Annotated in this window: 1 protein-coding gene; it reads left to right on the forward strand. The window is 64.2% G+C overall.

Features of this window, described 5'->3' with window-relative positions; translation table 11 throughout:
• Positions 1–232: transposase (locus tag AC0L3A_RS41165; RefSeq protein WP_473256636.1), on the forward strand; the 232-nt coding region annotated here is incomplete at both ends.

Here is a 232-nt window from a genome sequence, read left to right on the forward strand (position 1 = left end):
TCGGCAAGGATGCTGCCGGGTTGTCGGCATCCGCCATCGGCCGGCTGAAGGACGGTTGGATCGACGAACACGCCGCGTGGCAGAGGCGCGATCTGTCGGCGAAGCGCTACGTTTACATCTGGGCCGATGGCATCCATCTGGAGGTGCGGCTCGAAGACGAAAAGCAGTGCATCCTGGTGCTGATCGGCGCGACGCCGGAAGGCCGCAAGGAACTGGTCGGCTTCACCGATGG

The sequence above is a fragment of the Bradyrhizobium sp. MI1.3 genome (assembly GCF_055811695.1).